General features: G+C 58.4%; 14 protein-coding genes. 5 read left to right on the forward strand and 9 right to left on the reverse strand.

All coding sequences use genetic code 11. The features are described from left to right. Positions 1–20: 20 nt before the first annotated feature. The 5 genes from C8N45_RS02790 to C8N45_RS02810 form a co-directional block, all read right to left on the reverse strand. On the reverse strand, positions 21–2414 hold the full coding sequence (locus C8N45_RS02790) for a glycogen/starch/alpha-glucan phosphorylase (RefSeq protein ID WP_108384666.1): 2394 nt from the start codon (positions 2412–2414) through the stop codon (positions 21–23). Positions 2415–2967: 553 nt separating this feature from the next. Next, a complete protein-coding gene (locus tag C8N45_RS02795; protein WP_108384667.1) occupies positions 2968–4245 on the reverse strand; it encodes a flavin-dependent oxidoreductase in 1278 nt (425 codons plus the stop codon). Continuing rightward, the gene (locus tag C8N45_RS02800; protein ID WP_108384668.1) at positions 4242–5786 is read right to left on the reverse strand and encodes an acyl-CoA dehydrogenase family protein; all 1545 of its coding nucleotides are present in this window, start codon (positions 5784–5786) and stop codon (positions 4242–4244) included. The genes C8N45_RS02795 and C8N45_RS02800 overlap by 4 nt, the downstream gene beginning before the upstream one ends. Before the next feature lie 6 nt (positions 5787–5792). Beyond that, entirely contained in the window at positions 5793–6971 is a 1179-nt protein-coding gene (locus tag C8N45_RS02805) for a cytochrome P450 (protein WP_108384669.1), read from the reverse strand. A gap of 91 nt (positions 6972–7062) precedes the next feature. Continuing rightward, positions 7063–7959 carry an amidohydrolase family protein gene (locus C8N45_RS02810; RefSeq protein WP_108385126.1) on the reverse strand — a complete coding sequence of 299 codons (897 nt, stop codon included), beginning with the start codon at positions 7957–7959 and terminating at the stop codon, positions 7063–7065. A 97-nt stretch (positions 7960–8056) separates the two neighbouring features. Between C8N45_RS02810 and C8N45_RS02815 the strand changes: the two genes are divergently transcribed. The 4 genes from C8N45_RS02815 to C8N45_RS02830 all read left to right on the forward strand — a co-directional run bounded on the left by C8N45_RS02815 (position 8057) and on the right by C8N45_RS02830 (position 11893). Next, a complete protein-coding gene (locus C8N45_RS02815; RefSeq protein ID WP_245882525.1) occupies positions 8057–8839 on the forward strand; it encodes a crotonase/enoyl-CoA hydratase family protein in 783 nt (260 codons plus the stop codon). A 74-nt stretch (positions 8840–8913) separates the two neighbouring features. Further along, a complete protein-coding gene (locus tag C8N45_RS02820; RefSeq protein ID WP_108384670.1) occupies positions 8914–9963 on the forward strand; it encodes a TRAP transporter substrate-binding protein in 1050 nt (349 codons plus the stop codon). A gap of 71 nt (positions 9964–10034) precedes the next feature. Continuing rightward, complete coding sequence (locus tag C8N45_RS02825; protein WP_245882526.1) at positions 10035–10565, forward strand: TRAP transporter small permease; 531 nt, start codon at positions 10035–10037, stop codon at positions 10563–10565. Beyond that, the gene (locus C8N45_RS02830) at positions 10562–11893 is read left to right on the forward strand and encodes a TRAP transporter large permease (RefSeq protein WP_108384671.1); all 1332 of its coding nucleotides are present in this window, start codon (positions 10562–10564) and stop codon (positions 11891–11893) included. Before C8N45_RS02825 ends, C8N45_RS02830 begins: the two co-directional genes overlap by 4 nt. A gap of 5 nt (positions 11894–11898) precedes the next feature. On the opposite strand, the gene C8N45_RS02835 is transcribed toward C8N45_RS02830, so the two are convergent. After that, entirely contained in the window at positions 11899–13680 is a 1782-nt protein-coding gene (locus tag C8N45_RS02835) for a feruloyl-CoA synthase (RefSeq protein WP_168769380.1), read from the reverse strand. 2 nt (positions 13681–13682) lie between these two features. Then, positions 13683–14162 carry a MarR family winged helix-turn-helix transcriptional regulator gene (locus C8N45_RS02840; RefSeq protein ID WP_108384673.1) on the reverse strand — a complete coding sequence of 160 codons (480 nt, stop codon included), beginning with the start codon at positions 14160–14162 and terminating at the stop codon, positions 13683–13685. An 81-nt stretch (positions 14163–14243) separates the two neighbouring features. Between C8N45_RS02840 and C8N45_RS02845 the strand changes: the two genes are divergently transcribed. Then, complete coding sequence (locus tag C8N45_RS02845) at positions 14244–14708, forward strand: DUF3237 domain-containing protein (protein ID WP_108384674.1); 465 nt, start codon at positions 14244–14246, stop codon at positions 14706–14708. Between the two features lie 5 nt (positions 14709–14713). Here C8N45_RS02845 and C8N45_RS02850 read toward each other — a convergent pair whose 3' ends face one another. Continuing rightward, positions 14714–17875 (reverse strand): efflux RND transporter permease subunit, encoded by a 3162-nt coding sequence (locus tag C8N45_RS02850; RefSeq protein ID WP_108384675.1) that lies wholly within the window; start codon positions 17873–17875, stop codon positions 14714–14716. Next, complete coding sequence (locus C8N45_RS02855) at positions 17875–18978, reverse strand: efflux RND transporter periplasmic adaptor subunit (protein ID WP_108384676.1); 1104 nt, start codon at positions 18976–18978, stop codon at positions 17875–17877. Before C8N45_RS02855 ends, C8N45_RS02850 begins: the two co-directional genes overlap by 1 nt. Between the last annotated feature and the right edge of the window lie 64 nt (positions 18979–19042).

The following is a 19042-nucleotide window of genomic DNA, read 5'->3' on the forward strand; positions in this document are numbered from 1 at the left end:
TTGCTCTGTCGCCGTTTGCGCTACCATACTGACTTTATGGACCAAATGTCATCCGCATATCCGCGAATTGTGCGATCTGATGAAAACCAACCCATTCCAGCGGTGTTCGCGGCCGCCATGCGGGCCCATCCGGTTGGGTCGGCATATGCTGCGTCTACCTGCCTTTGGGCGTCGTAATATTCGTCAAAATCGCAGGTCACGAGGAAGTAGTCGTGTTCATAAAGATTGTGCAGAATGTCGGAATAGCGGTGCCTGTCGCCCCCTGAAAAGACCCCTTCGGCAATTTGCCCCAGCACGCGTGATAAGCGCGGGCTGGCTTCAATGGCCCGCCGGGCATAGCCGTGGTGGTTCCGTGTTGCCTCGGCCTGATCTGCGGTCAGCCCGAACAAAAAGAAGTTTTCAGCCCCCACGTGCTCGCGGATTTCCACGTTCGCCCCGTCCAGTGTGCCAATGGTCGGACTGCCATTGAGCGACAGTTTCATGTTGCCGGTGCCGGATGCTTCCTTGCCCGCGGTCGAGATTTGTTCCGACAGGTCAGAGGCCGGAATCAGGATTTCAGCCATCGTGACGTTGTAGTTTTCAGGATAGACCACTTGCAGAAGGTCGCGCGTCACCGGATCATTGTTGATCGTTGTAGCCACATCGTTGATCAGCCGGATGATGGATTTGGCCAGCATGTAGCCGGGGGCTGCCTTGCCGCCGAATATCTTGACCCGTGGTGTCCAGTTGCCGTTTGGATTATCGCGGATGTCGTTCCACAGCGCGATGGTCTCCAGAATATTCATATGCTGGCGCTTGTACTCGTGGATACGTTTTATCTGAATGTCGAACATTGCCTGCGTGTTGATGGTCACATCATGCTTTGCCTTCAGCCACTGCGCCAACCGGTCCTTGTTGTCTGATTTTGCGTGGCGGTATGCCTCTAGGAATGCAGCATCGCCTAAGTGCGCATTCAGGTCACTCAGCTTGCCAAGGTCGGTTTGCCAGCCGGTGCCGATGGTGTCGTTGATCAAACCCCGCAGTGCCGGGTTGCAGCTATAAAGCCACCGCCGGGGGGTCACACCATTGGTCTGGTTGATGATCCGGTTGGGGTAGGCTTTGTTCAGGTCCGCAAAAACGGTGGTTTTGACAAGGTCGGAATGTAGCGCCGACACGCCATTGACACGGTGGGCCATGACAAAGGCCAGTTCGCCCATATTCACATTCCCATGGTCGATGATACGCACGTCACTGCCGGTCGCCGCAAGATGGCGGTCTTGAATATGCGCGATGATGTGGAAATGGCGGGGCAGGACACGGGCAAACAGCCCCTCTGGCCACCGTTCCAAAGCTTCGGGTAGCAAGGTGTGGTTGGTATAGCCCAGACAATTGCGGGCAATCTCGATTGCCTCGTCCAGATCAAGCCCATGTTCATCCGCCAGAATGCGCACAAGTTCGGGGCCTGCGATGGCCGGGTGCGTGTCGTTCAACTGGATCGCCACATGGTCGTGCAGTTGCTTCAGGTCGTGACCCTCCGACAAGAACCGCCGCAGCACATCCTTGATCGACGCGGCGGTAAAGAAATACTCCTGCTTGAGCCGCAGTTCTTTGCCGACCTCGGTGGTGTCATCCGGGTACAGCACCCGCGAGATAGTGCGCGCCAGCCGTTCTGGCGCATTTGCACCGACGTAGTCGCCACGGTTAAAGGCCTCCAGATCAAACAGTTTGATCGGTTTTGCCGCCCAAAGCCGCAGCGTATTGGCCCATTTCCCTTGCCAGCCGACGGTGGGCGTATCATATGCAGAGGCCACAATCGTTTCCGCTGGATGCCAGACCGTTTTGCCATCTGTTTCAGACACATGTCCGCCAAAGTGAATGTGATAGGATACCTCCGGCCGCTCAAATTCCCAGGCGTGGCGCTGGGTGAGCCAGCCTTCCGGGGTCTCAATTTGCTGGCCGTTTTCGAAATGCTGTTCGAAAAGCCCATGCTCATAGCGAATACCATAGCCATAGGCCGGGATCGCCAGCGTTGACAGGCTATCCATAAAGCAGGCGGCTAACCGGCCCAGACCACCATTACCCAGTGCCGCATCAGGCTCATCCTTGACGACCTGATCATAGTCCTGACCAAGTGCGGCAATCGCCTCTCGGGCGGGTTCTTCGAGGTTGAGGTTGATGGTGACATCTTCGATCAGGCGGCCGATCAGGAATTCCATCGACAGGTAATAGACGCGCTTGTGCTTGCCTTCGTATGTCTTGCGCGTTGAGTCGAACCAAGGCCCGACCACGCGGTCGCGCAATGCAAGCGAAAGGGACATGCGCCAGTCATAAAGCGTGGCGTGGCGCGCATCCTTGCCCAGAGATGTGTTGAGGTGTTTCAGAATATCGGCCTGAAGGTCCTGTGCCGATGTGGCAGGGTTGTTTTGCGCTCGCATGATTTTCACTCGTAGTAATGTCCAATTTGGGGCCTGTCGGAGTTATGGCGATCATGCGGTCTTGCAGACTTTGATTCCAAACAACGCGGGCATGGTAGTTGTCTCTTACAGAATGGCTGTGGTGGTTTACAGGGCTGTCTTAGGTGCGGGCGGTTCACCGGGTATGAATTTGAAACCCGAGCGTAGAAGCGCCTGCGACAATCGAAGGCACGCGGAGTGTAACGCCAGCAGGCTATGGTCGGCATCTGTTGGCGTGTAGGTGCTTGTATCGTTTCACATAATCGCTGTTAATCTTCAGACATGAAGTGGCTCAGGGCTCGGCAAATCGGACATCGGTCCGACCTTGCGAACATCCTTTTACAGCGTTTCGCCTTTATCTGATGCCTCAGGTTAAAGGCGAAACGCTTTCGATAGGGACAATTTGATTTTTGCGTGTATTTTGAACCGAAGAGGCGTGCGTCGGCCGCGCCGCTTTGCGTGGCGGAGAACTGCTGGTCTATCTCTTTCAGGCAAACCCAGCACCTTACAGCACGCAAGAGGCGGGGTCCTGAACCTAGGCCAGGGCAAGCCCATGTGGCAGGGTTGGTGGCGCGCGATTGAGCGTTTCAATCGCAAATCCAGCCGCTGCTTTGTATTTCGCCATGAAGGCGGCCCTTTCCGCTGCGGGAATGACAGTTTCAATATCGTCAAAGACACCGCCGCATCGCTCATCAAGCAAATTGAGCAGCCCGAATGGCCCGGCGCCCCGGTTGCGCAGGACCAATTCGGAAACCGGCCCGCAAAGCTGTTTATCATAGGCTGCCAGCGCAGCAGGAGTGAGACGGTGTTCAATGATTTGCGCGCCCAAGACGCGGGCGTCGATGATCGCCTGACTGGCACCGTTTGACCCGGTTGGGTACATCGCATGTGCGGCGTCACCCATCAGGGCAACTGGCCCATCAACCCAAGTGGGAATTGGATCGCGATCAATCATCGGGTTTTCGTAGGCGTTCTGGGTCGCCGCCAGCATTTGCGGCACATCCAGCCAGTCATAGCGGAAATCGTCGAAGTGATGGACAAAACTGTCAACATCGGTCGGGCGGAACCACCCCTGCTCTTGCCAGCCACCCGTGTTGTCGCGCGTCACCTCGGCGATCCAGTTGATCAGGGCGGTACCGTCGGCATCAGGTTTGGAGATTGGATAGATCACCATTCGGTGCCGATGTGTGCCCAGTCCGATAAACGAAGACCCGGTGCGCATCGGTTTGGCACGCACCGTGCCGCGCCACATGACCGCGCCGCCCCAATGGATTGGGGGCTGATCTGGATGCATTTGAGCCCGGATGGCGGAATGAATCCCGTCGGCCCCAATCAACAGCTTGCCTGACAGGCTGCTTGTACCGCCATCGCCATGCACCAGCGTTGCGGTGACGCCTGTGGTCGTGCGTTGGTATCCGGTCGCCTTCGTGTTCAATAAAACCGCGTCCTCACCCAGCCGCGCAACCACCTTGTCATAAAGCATCATGTGGAACGCGCCGCGATGAGCAGCATATTGCGGCCACTTGTAGCCCGCGTCAGTGCCGCGCGGCTCTGCATAAACTTCTTTGCCGTTCAGGCCCACGAGCACCCATTCTTTCGCAGGAACGCCCACCGCATCAAGGTCGGATGCGGTGATGCCCAGATCAAACAATTCGCGCACGGCGTTGGGCTGTATGTTGATCCCCACGCCCAGCGGCTTCATTTCGGCAGAGGTTTCGACCACCCGGCACGGCACGCCGATCTGATGCAAGGTGAGCGCCATGACAAGGCCGCCGATGCCGCCGCCTGCGATGATAACGTCAGTGTTTGTCATGATGCTGCAATGTCCTGGGGTGAAATGATGGGCTGCGCCAGCCGGTATAGCATATCCGGCGACCCGTGATGGGCTGCAACCGCCGCGATCCGCACCCATGAAGCGGCAAAGAACAGGTCTGCTGTTTGTTGAGCAAATGCATGGGCGTGTGGCAACGGGTCGGCGATCCGGGTCATCGTCTCCCGCATCTGTTGCCAGTCTGACAGAAGGTCAGCGATCCGCGGTGAGCCTGCGCCCAATTCAGCGATCAACGCAGCAAAGCCATCGGCACCACCACCCGCCCGCAATCCACGGGTCGCAATTGTGCGTGCGTGGATGCCATTTGCCCCTTCGTAGATCGCGCATATGCGGGCGTCGCGCCATGTCTGGCTTAACCCGTATTCATCCAGATAGCCGTAGCCACCAAGTATCTGGATGCCAAGATCGGCAGCCTCGATACCCGCCTTAGACCCGAATATCTTGCACAGCGGCGTGAGGAAGTCACACACGGCAGGGTCATCGCCGCGTTCAAGCGCCATCAGCGCGATATGGCACATCGCGCGGGCACCGATCACAAGCCGCTGTTGTGCGTCCAGCATCCGCTGCACATCGGCATGATCATGGAGGTATGCGGGGGATTTGTCGGGCTTGCGGCCCTGAATGCGCTCGGCTGCATAGGCGCGGGCGATCTGGCTGGCGCGCGCGGCATGGGCCACACCCTGTAAGGCCACATCAAGGCGCGCGTGGTTCATCAGGGTGAACATCGCGTTCAGCCCTTCACCTTCGATACCGATCAGTTCGCCCCGTGCCTGGTCAAATCGCATCTGGCAGGTTGGCGAGGCATGCAGCCCCATCTTTTCCTCAAGGCGGGTGACGACAACGCCGCTTTGGGCAGGGCACAGAAATAGCGATAGCCCGCCAAGTCCCGCACCACCGCTGCGCGCCAGTACCAGATGCAGGATGTCTGAAGACATGTCCTGATCACCGCCGGAGATAAAGATTTTCTCACCGGTTATCTGCCAGCCGTCGCCACTTGGTTCGGCCTTGCAGCGGATCGCCGACAGATCAGATCCGGCCTGTGGTTCGGTCAGGCACATCGTTGATAGGGCATCACCCGCGACCAGTTTGGGAATCCACTGGTCCTGCTGTGCCTTTGATCCAAATTTCAAAAGGGTTTTGATCGCGCCCGGCACCAGATTGCAGACCATTTGCATTGCATGATTGGCACCCGAAAACACCTCTGACACGCCAGCGCCGATCAGGGCAGACGCCCCCATGCCGCCGGCCTCTTCGGGGGCGGTCAGTCCCTGCCAACCACCTTCGGCCAGTTGCGTATAAGCAGCAGTAAACCCATCGGGCATCCTGACCCGGCCATTTTCAAGCCGGGCGTGCTGGCTGTCGCCAACGGCGTTGAGGGGCGCAAGGACCTGTTCTGCGAAATGGGCGAAATGCGCCAGAATGTCGCTGGCCAGCGCGTCATCCCAGTCCGCAAGCTGGTCAGCGCCTGCCACATGGCGCAGCGAAAACAGGATATCGTCGGTCGGGGCGGCAAAGGCAGTCATTGCGGATTACTTCAGCAAGACGGGTATCTGCACGGCCCCACGAAAGCCGAAGCCGCGCCAGATCACGGCGTCGGTGTCAGGGATCTCCATGTCGGGGAAGCGGTCAAACAAAATCGGCAGCATCACCCGACCCACGGCGCGGCGCGCCACATGGGTGCCCTGACAGAAGTGCGGGCCATTGCCGAATGATTGATGCGGGTTGCTATCGCGGTAGACCTGAAAGTTTTCACCATTCTCGAACAGTTCTTCGTCGCGGTTGGCGCTGGCTTGGATGGTCATGACAGTGTCACCCTTGGGGATCAGGCAGCCGCGAATTTCGGTATCTTCTGTCACCAGTCGCGATGAGGCGGAAATCGGGGCCACCCAGCGCACTCCTTCCTCAAACGCCTTGTCCCAGTCACCGTTGCGTTTGACCTCATCGAGTTGGTTTTTGTTGGTCAGCAAGCCATAAAGGATGGTGTTCAGCGCATCTCGCGGTTCATTGATCCCGCCACCGATCGCGATTTTGATGTTTGCATAGATTTGCGACATCTCAATCGGATCATCGGCATTCAACATGACGGAAAAGGCCGAATTATTCGGCGCAGCGCGGTGACGGTCCTGTATGCTGTCAAGGAGCGCGTCGATGGCGTCATTTGCACGATCAGACCACGCGAAAGGCGCATCGCGCCAGCCGAAATTGCCCGCCCCTTCGATCAGGGCCTGCGACCATTCCAGCATGTCCTCGTCGCTGGCTTCCTCCATGCCAAGCAAAACCGCAAGACCACGGGCGGCGTAGGCCCCTGACAAGATCGAAAACAGGTCCACAACTTCGCCACGCGGCAGGCGCGAGACATAATCGTGGGCGATCTTTTCATAGCGCGGCATCCAGTCGTTCTGGATCACCTTGGCCCCGAAAGCGGGTGCCATGGCCATCCGCTCACGGCGGTGGGCCTCGCCGTCTTTGCGCATCAGCGTATGTGCGCGAAAGGCGCGTTGCATTGGCGTATTGGGGTCGTCGGAGCTGAAGATCGCAGGGTTGTCTTTGACGAACTTTGTGTCCGCCGCCTTGGTCAGGAATGTGCGCCCAGCGGCCTTGACGCGCAAGACCGGGCTTTCGGCGCGCAGGCGTTTGTAAATCGGGAAGGGATCACGATCGAGCTGATCAAGCGTGATGCTGTCGTCGAGAGGGGCTGGATTTGCCATTTTGTTACTTCCTTCTGATCGGGGGCGACCGCAGTTAAATTGTCTATTGTGCTGCGTTCGGACCCCACCTGTCGTTTGCTCCGGTGGCAGATTATGCCCCGTCTTGCGCCACACCGAGAATACGCATCGCATTTTCCTTCAGGATCAACGGGCGCACTTCATCCTTGAAGGGGGCTTTTTCGAAATCGGCCAGCCAGCGGTCAGGTGTGATAGCGGGCCAGTCAGAGCCGAAAAGCATCTTTTTCTTCAGGATCGAGTTGGCATACCGGATGAATATGTCGGGGAAATATTTGGGGGACCAGCCAGACATATCATAATACACATTCGGTTTGTGCTGGGCAACGGCCAGACCCTCTTCGGTCCAGGGAAACGACGGGTGGGCCAGCACGATCGACATATCTGGAAAATCGACGGCCACGTCATCCAGATACATCGGGTTGGAATATTTCAGCCGCATCCCCATACCGCCGCGCATCCCCGACCCGACACCTGTTTGCCCGGTATGAAACAAGGTAATTACGCCTTCTTCGGCGCAGGCTTCCAGCACTGTATAACAAGCTTCACGATCATTGGGGTAAAATCCTTGCATCGTTGGGTGGAACTTGAACCCGCGTACGCCAAAGTCGCGGACCAAACGGCGGACCTCGCGCGCGCCTGCCTTGCCTTTGTGTGGGTCCACAGACGCAAAGGGAATCAGGATGTCGTCATTTTCGGCGCAGATACCGGCAACTTCTTCGTTGGAGTAGCGGCGAAAGCCTGTCTCTCGTTCTGCGTCCACCGGAAAAATGACAGCGGCAATGTTGCGTTCGCGGTAGTAGGCGGCGGTGTCCTGCACCGTGGGCAGCATGCCAGACGCCCCGGCTGGATTCTTGAAGTAAGCAGCCATGCCAGCCTGAAATTCATTGTAGCCATCATCGCGATGATCGCAGCACGGCTCTTCGGCGTGGGTGTGAAAATCGATGGCCTTGACCTTTGCGAAATCGACCATGCTGTCCTCCGGCATTCAAGAGTGCTACGAAAATGCTATACAGCAAAACTGTTAATCTATACAACAGTTATCAAGATTTGCATATTTGGAGAGATCAATGCAAAAGCCGGAAATGGATACCTCGGTCACACGTGTGGAAATCGACGGCGATATCGCAACGATCATCTTTAACCGCCCCGACAAGCGGAACGCGATGAATGATGCTCTGGTAGATGCGCTTGATGCCTTTTTCTCGGACCCGCCCCAGGGGGTGAATGCCGTGATTCTGCGCGGCGAGGGTGGGCATTTTTGTTCCGGTCTTGATCTGGCGGAACATGAAAGCCGGCAGCCGATCGAAGGGGTCTACCACTCGCGCAACTGGCACCGGGTTTCCGAGATGATTGAATTCGGCGGCCTGCCTGTCATTTCCGTGCTGACTGGCGCCGTGATTGGCGGCGGACTTGAAATTGCGACGTCGACCCATGTGCGCATTGCCGAGCCGTCCGTGAGGTTCCAGTTGCCCGAAGGGCGCAGGGGTATTTTCGTGGGCGGCGGCGCCACCGTGCGTGTCGGCCGGATTCTGGGGGCTGACCGGATGCGTGAAATGATGCTGACCGGGCGTAACTACGGAGCCGAGGACGGTTTGGCCTTTGGTTTGGCACATTATTCTGTTGGCGAAGGCGAAGGTTTGCCGTTGGCGCAAAAGCTTGCCCGCCGGATCGCGGATAATGCGCCATTCTCTAACTACCTGATGATCAACGCGATTTCGCGCATCGGGGACATGTCGCGCAGCGACGGGCTGTTCACAGAAAGCCTTGCCGCAGCGATGTCGCAATCATCGGATGGCGCGAAGGAAGGCCTGCGCGCGTTTCTTGAAAAACGGGAGCCCAAATTCAGGTAACTTTAAATAGGTTTGACGTTCGGGACGGAATAGCATCGATTAACTTCAATCACTCATCTTTGGGAGGAGAAACCATGAAAAGAAGAGACTTTCTGAAAACCACAGCCGCAGGCGCACTTGCCGCAGGTGTTGGAACAAATGCAGCATTCGCGCAGGATGCCAATTTGCGGTTCCACCAGTTCCTGCCGCCCGTGGCCCCGCTGCCTGCACATGCGTTCAAGCCTTGGGGCGAGCGTCTTGCGGCGGCGTCCGGAGGCCGTTTGAACGTGCAGCACTTTGACGCGATGGCCCTTGGCGGTCGCCCGCCAGAGTTGCTTGACCAAGCCCGCGACGGCGTTGTTGACATTGCGATGTCGGTTGTCGGCTACACCCCCGGTCGCTTCCCGCGTACCGAAGTGTTCGAACTGCCCTTCATGATGAAAAATCCCATCGCAACATCGCTGGCGTTCCAGCAGATGATCGAGGACGACTTCCAGGACAGCGAATACAGCGACTTCAAAGTGCTGGGTGGCTGGGTCCATGGTCCCGGCCTGATTCACACGGAAGAGCCGGTCGAAAAGCTGGAAGATATGGCTGGCAAGACCCTGCGCGGTCCGACCCGTATCATTAACGACCTGCTGTCTGAACTGGGTGCAGAGCCTGTTGGCATGCCGCTGCCAGCGATCCCGGAAGCCCTGTCAAAGGGTGTTATCAATGGCACTGTGATCCCATGGGAAGTGACACCGTCGATCCGCCTGACCGAGTTGATCTCGAATCACACGGAGTTCGCCGGTGAAGAAGCTCTCTATACCGCGACGATCATCATGGTCATGAACCGTCAGGCCTATGATGCATTGCCCGATGATCTGCGCGAGATTCTGGATGCGGAAAGTGGTGCGGCCATGGCGCAGGCCTTTTCACAGGTGATGCTCGATTACGATGTGCCGGGACGTGAGATCGCAGTGGCTGCGGGCAACAACCTGATCACGCTCGACGAGGCCGAAGTGGCACGCTGGAAAGCGGCTGCGCAACCGGTCATTGATCGTTGGATTGCCGACATGGAAGGCAAAGGTATCGACGGGCAAGCCCTGATTGATCGCGCAAAGGCGCTGATTGATGAAAAGACCAAGATGCTTGCAGGCTAAGGCCTGCCAAGGGGCACCCGAGAAAGGGGTGCCCCTTTTCTTTCTACCTTACAATATTTTCGGGGTTGGCGATGTATGTGATCCTATCACGACTGGCTGAAATCATTGCACGTTGGATGGCGATTGCAGGGGGGCTGCTGCTTCTGGTGATTATCGCTTTGACCTGTGTGTCAATCGCCGGGCGTGCGCTATTCTCAGCCGGGATATGTTGCGGCCCGATCCGGGGCATCTATGACTATACCGAGATTGGCGTCGGGGCAGCGATTTTCGCGTTTCTGCCGTGGTGTCAGGTCAAGTCCGCCCATGCAACTGTCGACCTGTTCAAATCGGCCATGCCGGACGTCGTGAACCGGGCACTTGATGTTGTGATGAATACGGGGCTGCTGGTCATGGCCTACCTGATCGCAGACCGCCTGCGCCTGGGGATGCTGGACAAGTTGCGCTACGGTGAGACCACTTTGATCGCGCAGGTGCCGGTCTGGATTGGCTATGCGGCCTGCCTTGTAGGGGCCGTTGGCTTTGTCGTTGTAGCAGCGTTTTGTGTGCTCAGGTCGGTGCGGCAACTGGCCTTCAACAGACCCGCCTCGGAGGGCCAGTCGTGACTGAACTACAGCTGGCCATCTGGTCATTCCCCGTCCTGCTGCTGCTTGTTTTCCTGCGGATGCCAATTGCGCTGGCCATGGCGGCCGTCGGTTTTGGCGGGTCCTACATGATTTATGGCACGGCATTGCCGGTGCTGAATTCGCTTAAGAACCTGACCTACGGGACTTTTTCGAATTATTCCTTTTCGATCATCCCGCTGTTCCTGTTGATGGGGCAGTTTGCAACCCTGTCAGGTATGTCGGCATCCCTGTTTCGTGCCGCCGAAAGCTTTTTGGGGCACAGGCGCGGCGGTGTGGCGATGTCCGCCATCGGGGCATGCGCGGGCTTTGGCGCGATTTGCGGCAGTTCACTGGCGACAGCGGCCACGATGGGGCAGGTAGCCTTGCCGGAATTGCGCCGCTACGGCTACCCCGGCTCGCTTGCAACGGGTGCACTGGCGGCTGGCGGTACCTTGGGCATTTTGATCCCGCCTTCTGTCATCCTTGTGATCTATGCCATTCTGGCCGAGCAAAACATCGAAAAACTGTTTGTCGCGGCGCTTGTGCCGGGGATTCTGGCGGCCTTGGGCTATATTATCGCGATTTCGGTCTGGATGCGGGTTTCACCCAATGCGGCGATGGTAAAGGACCGCGTGCCATGGTCCGAACGTCTGGTGGCCCTTGGCAAGGTCTGGCCGGTTCTGACCATCTTTGTGGTCGTCGTAGGCGGCATTTATATCGGCGTTTTCACCCCGACCGAAGCGGCAGCTGTCGGGGCGGCAGGAACCGGAATCATCAGCATTGCGTCAGGCCAAATGACATGGGCGCGGCTGCGACAGGCTATTCTTGCAACGGCAAGCGCGTCGGCAATGATCTATCTGATCATTCTGGGTGCAGGTTTTTACAACAGCTTTCTGGCACTCAGCCAATTGCCGCAAACGGCGGCTGCGTGGGTTGGCAATTCCGGCCTGTCGCCATGGGTCGTGCTGAGTATCGTGCTGCTGATGTATCTGCTGTTCGGCTGCGTCATGGACAGCCTGTCGATGGTGCTTTTGACGGTGCCGATCATCTATCCGATCATGATCGTGCTTGATTTCGGTATGTCGGCGCAAGATTTCGGCCTGTGGTTCGGGATTCTGGTACTGATCGTGGTTGAGGTGGGGCTGATTACGCCACCTGTCGGGCTGAACCTGTTCATTATCAACGGGATGGCCAAAGACACGCCGATCAGGGAAACCTACAAAGGCGCGTTGCCTTTCGTCATCACCGACTTGGTGCGCGTTGTGATCCTGACGGCATTCCCGGCGATTACGCTGTGGCTGGTCTGGTTGATCGACAGTCTGGGATAAAAGCGTCAGACCCGGATAACGTCCGGGTCGTCGCTATAAAGGCGGGCGAGCGTATCAGTGCGGTTGTTGCGCAAGGCCCGCTGGTTCAACGACCCTTTTTCGGTCACCTCGCCGCGGTCGAAGCTGGGTAAATCCTGCAATATGATTGCCCGCCGGACCCGACTGGCAGAGCCCGTGGCCGCCTTTGCGGCAAGGCCCAGTTTTTCGGTCAGCAAACGGTGCCGCTCAGAAACGTTCATCCGTGCGGCAGTGTCCGACAGGATCAGCATAGCACCCAGTTGCGACTGGTCTTCGCCGGTGATGACGGCGTCCTTGATCAGCCCGTCCATCGCATCGACAAGTTTGGCGCGCACCGCACCCACAGACACCCATGTCCCGGTGTTCAGTTTGAAGTTCTCGGCAATGCGCCCGTCAAAAAAGAACCCTTTGGAAAAATCATCCGGGTCGGCGGGTCGCAGGGCGTCGCCCATGCGGTAAAACCCTTCCTCGTCAAAGGCGTCGGCCGTTTTCGCAGGGTCGCCATAGTAGCCGGGCGTGATGGTCGGCCCCTTCAGGCGCGCCTCCAGCTTGTCACCACTTGGCACCAGCTTGAGCGTGAGCTCCCGTGCCGGCACGCCAACGTTGCCGGACTTTTCCTGCGGTTCTGTGCAGGCCAGTGCAAAGGGTGCGGTTTCTGTCGCACCCAGCCCCGTTGCCAGCAGCACCTCGTGTCCGGTTGCGGCGCGGCCTGCGGCGCGCAACCTGTCCCATGTACGCTGGGCCATCCCTGCGCCTGCGTAAAACATCATGCCCAGGTTGCCAAAGAACTGCTTGGCCAGCGCAGGGTCCGCTTCGAGCGCCTCGATCAGCATGTCGTAGCCGACGGGCACGTTGAAATACCATGTGCAGGAAAGTTCGCGCAGGTTGCGCAGGGTTTCGTCAAACTTGCCGGGGACGGGGCGGCCGTCGTCGATGTAATAGCTGCCGCCGTTGGTCATCACCATGTAAAAGACCTTGTTGCCACCTGCCGTGTGGTTCCATGGTGCCCAGTCCAACACAACGGGCGGATTCTTGGTCAGGAAGCGGTAGCAATCGCGCACGAGGGCCTCCATCGCACAGATCATCTGATTGGTGTTGATCACAGCTTTCGGGGAGCCGGTGGACCCCGAGGTAAAGAGGTATTTGACGGTCCTTTCGGGCGACAAGGCGGCGCGGGCGTTCGCCGATCCGGCCGGATCGGCTTGCAGCAGGCTGTCGAATGTCACCGCACCTGCGGTTGGATGCGACAGGTTGATAACCTTTGTGTCGCTGTCCTTGATGGCTGCAATCGCGTCACCAAATGCCGCCCCGTCATCGGCGAATATCGCGCCGGGAGACAGCAAGGCGGCAATATCGCGGACCTTGCCAAAGTCTTTGGACATGAGCGAATAGGCCGGAGAAAGCGGCGCATACGGCACGCCCACATAGGCGCAGGCCATCCCCAGCAGAGCATGTTCCAGACTGTTTTCGGACAGGATCAGCAAAGGGCGGTCCGGTCCGAGGCCCATCGCCAGCAGCGCGGCACCTATCGACCTGATCTGCGCACGCCCCTGACCATAGCTGATGCGGCGCCAGTCCCCGCCATGATCGCGACGGGCAATCCATGTCGTGTCGGGCGTGGTGTCGGCCCAATGGTCCAGATAATCGGCAAGAATAGGGGAATATGCGTCCGGCGTGCCGCGCTGTTTCATCAAGATTGTGCCGTCTTCGCGATGCGCGTAATCAAATTCGGAGGACCAGAAATCGGCATTTTGGGATGGGTTTGACATCGTCAGCTTTCCGTCTCGTGCCGGCGGATTTTTCTAAGCAGAAAAATCAATGTCTCTTTTTCCACGTCAGAGAGGTCCTCTAACAGCTTGTCTTCATGGGCTTTTACTTTTGCCAGTGTCGCACGGTGGGCCGCAATGCCAGCTTCCAGCGGAACCAAGGCCTGCACCCGGCGGTCGCCCGGGACTGTGGTCCGCTTCAGTAAGCCGTCGCGTTCCAGTTCATCGATAATAGCAACAAGGCCCGACCGTTCGATACCCAGCATGCGCGCCAGATTGCTTTGCGTCAGATTGGGGTAGGCGACCGCCAGCGACAGTGCCGCAAAGGTTCGTGGCGACAGGCCCCCGTCGCCCAAGGCGGCGCGGTAGTCCTTTTGAACGACAACGTAGGCGCGCTTTAGATTGTAGCCGATCAGCTCCTCCAGTTCGGGGGCCATCTTTAGCGGCTCTGAGGTCGGAAGGCGTGCTCTTGTGGGTTTGGCCATGAAATTGCCCTTTCACTTGTCGACATCACTACCGCATATTGTTAAGTAGGTAAACAGTTTTGCGATGAAAGGGTTGATGCGATGGAACTTCCGACGCCCAAGCTGGAGCATGTGACCGATCTGGTCGTTGACCTTGATCCGATCCGCGCGTTGGGGCAGGGGCGGGCAGGTGTGCGCCGGATCATTCCGATTGTCGGGGGCACGATGAATGGCCCGAAATTGCAGGGCAAAGTCCTCAATGTGGGGGCTGACTGGCAAACGATCTTTACAGACGGGCTGACCGAATTGGACACACGTTATGCCCTTGAAACCCATGACGGGGCCACAATCGAGATTGTGAACTACGGGTTCCGTCATGGCCCGCCTGATGTCATTGCAGCCATCGGTCGCGGTGAAGACGTGCCTGCGGACAGCTATTACATGCGCACCCATGCGCGGCTTGAGACAGGCGATGCCCGGTACGATTGGGTTAATCGCACGTTGTTTGCCGGGGTCGGTGCCCGCAAGGAACAGTCCGTTCTGATGCGGCTTTATGCCATCATGTGACGGGCCTATGCGGTTTGCATGTCAGGTTGCGCCTGCGGTTCCTCCACCGGTTTGCGCACGCACAGCCGCAACAGGGGCGGCACTGTCAGCAATGTCAAAAAGGCCGACATCGACAAGCCCCCAACCACAACCGCACCGAGGCCGCGGTAAAGTTCTGACCCTTCGCCGGGAAAGATGATCAGTGGCAGCATGCCCATCACACTGGTCAGGGTCGACATGAATATTGGTCTGATCCGGTTGCTTGTCGCTTCTTCGATGGCATCAATCGGGTCCATGCCGTCTTCGCGCAAGTGATACAGCGTTTGATGCACGATCAAGATCGCATTGTTCACGACGATCCCGACGAGAATGATAAATCCCAACAGGGTGAGCATATCCAGCGACTGGGTCTGATACAGGTTCAGCGCGGCCAGCCCGCCCACGCCCCCGGCGGCTGCCACAGGGACCGCAATCAGGATCACGAGCGGCAGTACAAAGCTTTCAAACAGGATCGCCATCACCAGAAACACTATAATCAGTGCCACGATCAGATTGATCTGGATCGCGGACCATGTCTGGCTCAGTTGGTCGGCGGTGCCTGACACACTGAGCCTGATGTCACTGGGCAAGCCCTGTTCCTGCAAGGTTGCGACGACTTGGGTTTCAAGCAGTTCGACCGCCTGCTCCAGCGGCAGATCATTCGAGGGACGGACTTCAAGCGTGACGGTCCGCAACCGTTCGCGGTGCCTGATTTCCGTGGGTCCCGCGGTGAGCATGACGTCGGCAAGTGCCGATACCGGCACAATCTGTCCGCCGGGGGTGACAACAGGATAATTCCCCACATCTTGCGTGCGCGCAGCCGCAGTTACGGAAGGATCACCTTTCAACACCAGATCAACACGTTCCGACCCGATCGTGACCTGTGCCACACGCAATCCGTCGTTGAAAGCGTCAACGGTGGCGGCCAGCGCGGTACTATCCAGCCCTGCATCCGCCAGCCGTAGCCTGTCGGGGATCAGGCGGACCTCGGGCGCACCAAGTTCCAGACCGGGGATCGGCCGGAACTGGTGCCCTTCCGACCGCGGCAGGAGCTGCGACACGATTCCGGCGGCACGCCCAGCAACACCCAGAATTGCATCAAGGTCCTGACCTGACACGTTCAGTTCGATGGTCCGTCCGCCGCCAACACCGCGCCCGAACAGCGACGGCTGGGTCATGAAACCAAAAGTGCCGGGTTCGGCAAAGATCGGGCGGCTCAGCACAGGGATCAACTCGCTTGCGCGTTGCCCGTCCACTGCGGCCGCGCCGACAAACGAGTTGCCGGGTGTCGCAACAAAGAAGAAGCCGTCGATTGTGGGGGTCCCGTCCTCTGTCTGGGTGGCAGGAGCTGCTTCCCACAGCGGTTGTGCAACCGCTTCGATGCGCTGGGCAATGGTTTCGGTGGTTTCAAGGTTATAGCCGGGGGGCGGAATGATCAGGCCAAATACCAGATTGCGATTGCCTTCGGGCAGGTATTCAAGTCGCGGAAGGAATGCCCAACTTGCAATCGCAGCTCCGCCCGCAATCAGGGTTACCATGATAATCCCGATGGCGCGAAAACGCACGGTGATGCGGACATAGGCCATCACAGCCATGCGAAAGCCGGCAGCCAGATGATCAAGGCCCCAAATCCGCATCGGGCGTCGGTCATCCGCGCGCAGCAGCCGGCTGGCGAGGGCAGGGATGACTGTTACCGCCACGAGCAGTGACAAAAGCACCGACACGGAAATGGCCACGGCGATATCACGGAAAAGCTGGCCTGCCTCAAGCTGCATGATCAGGATCGGGATGAACACCAAAACGGTGGTCAGTGCCGAAACCAGAATTGCGCCCCAGACCTGTTTGGCCCCAAGATAGGCGGCCTCGCGGCGGCTATGGCCCGCCTCACGCAGGCGAAAGATATTTTCGAGTACCACGATGGCCGCATCAACGATCATGCCGATCGCAAAGGCGATCCCGGCCAGCGAGATCACATTCAAGGTCCGTCCTGTCAGCGCCATGACCACGAAAGTCGCCACAATCGACACAGGGATCGACAGCGAAACGACCAATGTCGCACGCGGGCTGCGCAGAAACAGCAAAAGGATAAAGGCGGCAAGGGCACCGCCGATCCAGATGTTCTGCACCACCAGATCAATGGCACCTTCAATATAGATGGTTTCGTCATAGACCTGTTGGGCATTCAGACCGGCATCATTCAACGGGCCCGCCCTGAGTTCTTCCAGCACAACGCGCAACTCTTCCATGACGCTGATGACATTGGCCCCGGATTCGCGCACGACGTTAAAGGCCAGCCCCGGCTGCCCCTTGAACCGCAGCCGACTGGTCGCGTCCTTATAGGCAAAAGAGACCTCTGCCACATCCGCCACCCGGACCCGCCCGGCACCGCCGGTTGCCACGTCAGAGCGCAAGACCACACTGCGGATCGCATCTTCGGTGTTCAGGCTACTTTCGGTGCGCACCACATAGCGACGTTTGCCTTCGTCAACGTCACCGGCCGAGATCGAGATATTCTCGCTGCGCAATTTGCGCACAACCTCTGAGACCGTCAGGCCGTATCTTGACAGCCGCTGCGGGTCGATGACCACCTGCAATTCACGTTCGGTGCCGCCAAAAACATTGACGGCCGAAACGCCTTCGATCCGCTCGATCCGGTCCTTGATAACGTCTTCGAGGAAATCGCCATAGGTGGGCATCGGGCGGCTGTTCCCCTCCTGCGCGGTGAGCAGAACCCAGGCAATCGGGCTGTCGTCAGACCCCGACGTATTGAGCGATGGCTCGCTTGCCTCGTCTGGGTATCCGCTGACACGATCCAGCCGATTGGACACCAGTAGCAAGGATTGGCTCATGTCGGTGCCGACGGCAAATTCCAGCGTCACTGAAGCCTGACCGGTGCGTGACCGCGAAGTCATGATTTCCAGCCCGTCAAGGCCGCGCAGCGTTTCCTCTTGCGGATTCACGATCTCGCGCTCGATTTCCGACGGCGCCGCACCGGGCCAACTGGTTTCGACAACAACGATCGGCTTGCGCACATCAGGGGCCAGTTGAACAGGGATGCGTGACAGGGCCAATGTTCCAAAGAGCACGGCAATCAATACGGCGGCAATGACGGCAACAGGCCGATCAATCGCATAGCGGATCAGGTTCATCAGTTTGTTCCTACGATTGACGCGGCGATATCCTGACCGGGACGCAGCCTTTCATTGCCACGGACAACAACCTGATCACCAACCTGCAACCCGCTCAGCACTTCGTAGCGGTCGCCCAAAGCGACGCCCAACGTGACAGCGCGTGGCTGGGCTTTGTCTTCTGCCGCGACAAAGACGGTCCAGCCGCCAGCGGATTGCACAAGCGCGTCTTTTGGAACGGACAGGACATTGCGCGCAGTACTGATCGGGATGTTCACGGTCAGTGATTGGCCAACAGCGACAAGCGCGTCAGTCTGCGGAGCCGTTGTTGTAAACCGGACAGCACGTGTCCGGGTCGATGGGTCTTCAACTGGCAGCACCGCGCGGAGTTGCAGCGCCAGTTCTGTACCTGTTTCTGTCTTGGCAATCACCTGCGCGCCCGGCTCCAGCGCCTCGACGTAGCGGGCGGGCACGTTGGCTTGCACCTCGAACGCATCATCGTCCAACATGCGGACGACCGATGTGCCGGCTTGAATGAACGCTCCCGGAATTGTCGTGACCTCCAATATCACGCCCGAGAACGGGGCGACGATCTGGGTTCGCTCCAATTGGTACTGGGTTTCAGCCAGCCGCGCCTCGGCGGATTTCTCTCTCGCGCGCGCTTCTTCCAATTGAGATCGGGCCTCAAGCAGGTCCGCCTGCACATCATCAAACCGGCCCTGACTGAAGGTTGCGGTGTTGCGGAGGGCTTCAATCCGGTCAAATGAGATCTGGGTCCGGTCAAGTCGGGCGCGCGCTGTTGCGGTCGCTGCTTGCGCCTCGGCGATCTGGGCACGCGATTGGTTAACCCTGATTGTGAGCAGCTCCGGGTTCAGTTCCACGAGCAAATCCCCCTGAGCGACACGGTCCCCCACAAGTACATTCACGCTATCCACATTGCCTGCGATGCGACCCGCAACCGCACCGTCGCGGGCGGTTGTGACGGTTGCAAACACCGGAACAGTTTCGGAAAGCATCTGTTGCTCGACCGTCTGGACGCCAACAGCGGCGGCTCTCCCCTGGGCCAGACTGCTGTATGGGGATATCGCCACCAGGACGACCAAAACATATCTTAGGATCTGCATCGGGAAGCTCCATTGTTAAAGGTGGACTTAGGTCGTCACAGGCAGAGGCAAGGTTTGGGGTGAA

Source organism: Yoonia sediminilitoris (assembly GCF_003058085.1).
GTDB lineage: Bacteria > Pseudomonadota > Alphaproteobacteria > Rhodobacterales > Rhodobacteraceae > Yoonia > Yoonia sediminilitoris.